The sequence below is a fragment of the Actinomycetota bacterium genome, assembly GCA_035759705.1.
GTDB lineage: Bacteria > Actinomycetota > CADDZG01 > JAHWKV01 > JAHWKV01 > JAJCYE01.
This window is the reverse complement of sequence record DASTUJ010000162.1, coordinates 1-3,113: the sequence shown is the minus strand read 5'-3', so window position 1 is coordinate 3,113 and position 3,113 is coordinate 1. Positions and strand designations below refer to the sequence as shown.

Here is a 3,113-nt window from a genome sequence, read left to right as displayed (position 1 = left end):
TCAGGTCAGAAATGCGCTCTTCCTTGTAGGTGGAAGTCGAGGATCAACCTGTACTCCGGATGCTGTCAAGAACCGCCCGGGCCGGTGTCGCCTGCGGCCCCGGCCCCCAGCGGCCTACGGTCGCCGAACCAGCGTCAGGCGGCCACCGGGCTGGGTCTGCGCCACCAGCCTCAGATCTTCCGAGTGGATCACGCCGCCGAGCGTGTATCCGCCGACGGTCGGGCCTTCGGCCATCAGGACGATCGGCTTGCCGTTGGGCGGGATCTGAATGCACCCGGGCAGCAGCGGCTCGGAGTGTAGGTCGCTTCGGCCGCCCTCCACGGTCCGGCCTTCCAACTGGTAACCCATGCGGTCCACGCGCCCTCCGACCGTCCAGTCGCCCGAGAGGTCGCCGATGACCCGGATCTCGCCGGTCATGGACGGCCGGACCGGCGGCTCCGGAGCGGCGGCTTCGGCCCCCGCCGTCAGCAGGTCGCCGGGCGTCAGCCACCGGCCTATGCCCTCCCGGACGTTGGTCGACCGGCTGCCCATGACCATTGGCGCGTCGACTCCTCCACCGATCGCCAGGTAGCTCCACATCCCCTCGGCCGGGCTGCCCAGCTCGAACCGCTCGCCGGCCTCCACCTCAAGCGTCTGCCACCAGGGCGCACCCGGCCGGGGAGCCCCGCCGAATGCCAGGGTGCCTGCGGTGGTGGTCTCGATCACCAGGACGCCCGGGCCGAACTCCACCCCCGCCGAACCGGCGTAGGCGCCCGCCGCCCGGTTTGTTGCGCGCAGCGACTCCGGGTCCATCGCCCCCGAGCGACCGAAGCCGATCATTCGCATGCCGAACCTGCCCTGGTCCTGGACGCTGGTGGCGATCGCCGGAGCGACGATGCGAATCACCGCGGGACGAACCTGACCCGGTCCCCGGGGACGATCGCCGGCACCTCCGCCGTCCGTCCGAGAATGCGCCACCCCCCGGGCCGCGCCCGGCCGTAGATGCCGGCCTGGCTGCCCCCGATGCCGACCGAGCCCGCCGGAACCATCTCCCGGGGCTCGGACAGCCTGGGTACGGCGATCTTCGGCGACACGTCCGACAGGTAGACGAAGCCGGGGGAGCCGAGCAGCCTCACGTCGTAGAGCGGTTCCGAGTGGAGGGCCACCAGGGCTTCGGAGGTCAGGCCGAGGTGTTCGCAAACCCATTCGAGGTCCTCTCCGACGTAGGTCACCTCGATCTCGTGCAGGGTGCCCTCCGCCGGCTCCACCTCGGCCATGAGTGCAGGAAGGGCGGCCCGGACGGCGTCCCGGTGGTCACTACGCGCCTCCACCAGCACGGTGGTCAGCCCGGGGCAGGCATCCAGCACCCCCTCCAGACCGGCCGCCGCCTTTGCCAGGGCCGCCAGGATCGCGGTCAGGCCGGCCGACGGTTCGGCTGAGAAGCGGACCATAAAGCTGCGGTCGCCGAAGTCGTCGACGCTGAACTCCGGCACCTCGTCGCTCATGGGCCTATCCCGAAGCCGGCGGCTTCCAATGCAGCCCGGGCGGCCCGGGCGAGGCTCGCCGCAGCCGGGGAGTCGGAGTGGGCGCACAGCGAGTCGACCGAGGGCGCCAGCCGTACCGCCTGTGCGGCGGCGACGGCCGGATCGGATCTCAGGGCGCCGGTCTCGGTTCGGGGAACCAAGGTGCCGTCCTCCCGGTAGCCGCGGTCGAGAAAGCCCTCCGCGATCACCGGGGGTGAGTCTCCGGGCAGCCGGGAGAGGGTGGGAGCGCCGGCCAGGAGCATCATCGGCAGCCCCAGCAGGGCGGCGGCGGTAGCGACCGAGCGGGCGACCGCCTCGTCGACGGCAGCGTCGTTGTACAGCGCCCCGTGGGGTTTGAGGTAGGAGATGTGCATGCCGGTTTCCAGCGCCGCCTCCTGCAGCATCGAGACCTGCTCGCCGATGCAGTCGACGAGCGACTCGGGCCGCATCGCCATCGACATCCGCCCGAAGTTGTCCCGGTCGGGGTAGGAGGGGTGGGCGCCCACCCGGACCCCGAGCTCCTTTGCCAGCGCCAGCGTTCGTCGCATGGTCGCCGCGTCGCCGGCGTGGAAGCCGCAGGCGATGCTGGCCGAGGAGACCACCTCGAGGAGTGCCCGCTCGGGTTCTTCGGGGAGGCCTTCGCCGACATCGGCGTTTAGATCTATGAGTTTGGCCACGCCCGCAGGCTACCGGTACTTGACGAAGTCCCGCAGAACGAACTCGCCGATGTCGTGGCCGGCGGCGTGGAAGACCCGGCCCCCGGTCAGCTGCGCCAGCTCGTCCATGAACCTGGTGAGGCCCTCGTCCTCCTCCAGCATGTAGATGTTCAGCGTGATCCCGGAGCTGGAGAGCCGGGACGCCTCGGCGAGCGTCTTGTGGATGGTCTCGGAGGTCGGGGGCCAGCGGAAGGTCGCCTCGACGCCGCCGTTGTAGCCCTCGACCAGGTGGGCCGTGGGCTCCCCGTCGGTAACCATGATCACCTGGCGGGTCGCACCGGGGTGCTCGCTCAACAGCCGGCGGGCCAGCAGGAAGGCGTGCTGCATGTTGGTGCCGTAGACCCGTTCGATCGTGCCCTCGACCGTCAGCTCCGCCGGCTCCAGCTTGCGGGCGTAGTCGGAGAAGCCGATGAGGTACAGGTCGTCCTGCGGGTACTTGCCCTCGATCAGAGCGTGCAGCGCGAGCGCCATCTTCTTGGCGGCCACCCAGTGGCCCCGAAGAGGCATGGAGAACGACAGGTCCAGCAGCAGGGCGGTGGCGGTTCGGGTGCGGGACTCGGACTCGATCAGCTCGAAGTCGTCGGGCTGGAGCTTCACCGCGCCGGTCTCCGACCGGGCCAGGCTGCGGGTGACTGCGTTGAACACCGTGCGCTGGACCGAGATCTCGCCGCCGTCCTCGTCGAACCGCCAGGGCCGGGTGGCGCCGGTCGGCTCGGCGGCGCCGCCGGTCGACCGGTCCTCGTGGGCGCCTGGCCGGTCGTGCTGCAGGACCTCGAAGACCTTGACCAGAGCCCGCTCGCCGAGCTTTCGGATCCCCCGGGCGGTCAGCTTCAGCTTTCCGCCCTCCCGGGCGAGCATCCCGGACTCCTCCAGGGCTTTCTCGATGCGCTTCAGC

General features: G+C 70.6%; 4 protein-coding genes. All 4 read right to left on the bottom strand.

The features are described 5' to 3' along the window. Positions 1-114 precede the first annotated feature (114 nt). Positions 115-885, bottom strand: coding sequence for a biotin-dependent carboxyltransferase family protein (locus VFV09_10935; GenBank protein ID HEU4868230.1), 771 nt, complete (start codon positions 883-885; stop codon positions 115-117). Further along, positions 882-1,484, bottom strand: a complete 603-nt coding sequence (locus VFV09_10930; GenBank protein HEU4868229.1) for a carboxyltransferase domain-containing protein — start codon at positions 1,482-1,484, stop codon at positions 882-884. Before VFV09_10930 ends, VFV09_10935 begins: the two co-directional genes overlap by 4 nt. Then, positions 1,481-2,179: a 5-oxoprolinase subunit PxpA gene (locus VFV09_10925; GenBank protein HEU4868228.1), complete on the bottom strand. Its 699-nt coding sequence runs from the start codon at positions 2,177-2,179 to the stop codon at positions 1,481-1,483. The genes VFV09_10930 and VFV09_10925 overlap by 4 nt, the downstream gene beginning before the upstream one ends. 9 nt (positions 2,180-2,188) lie before the next feature. Beyond that, positions 2,189-3,113 (bottom strand): VWA domain-containing protein (locus tag VFV09_10920; protein ID HEU4868227.1); only part of this gene is annotated, 925 nt, incomplete at its 5' end.

What these genes read in the sequence shown, in the direction of transcription:
- VFV09_10930 (HEU4868229.1), bottom strand. Translation starts at nt 1,484, where the DNA reads ATGAGCGACGAGGTGCCGGAGTTCAGCGTCGACGACTTCGGCGACCGC.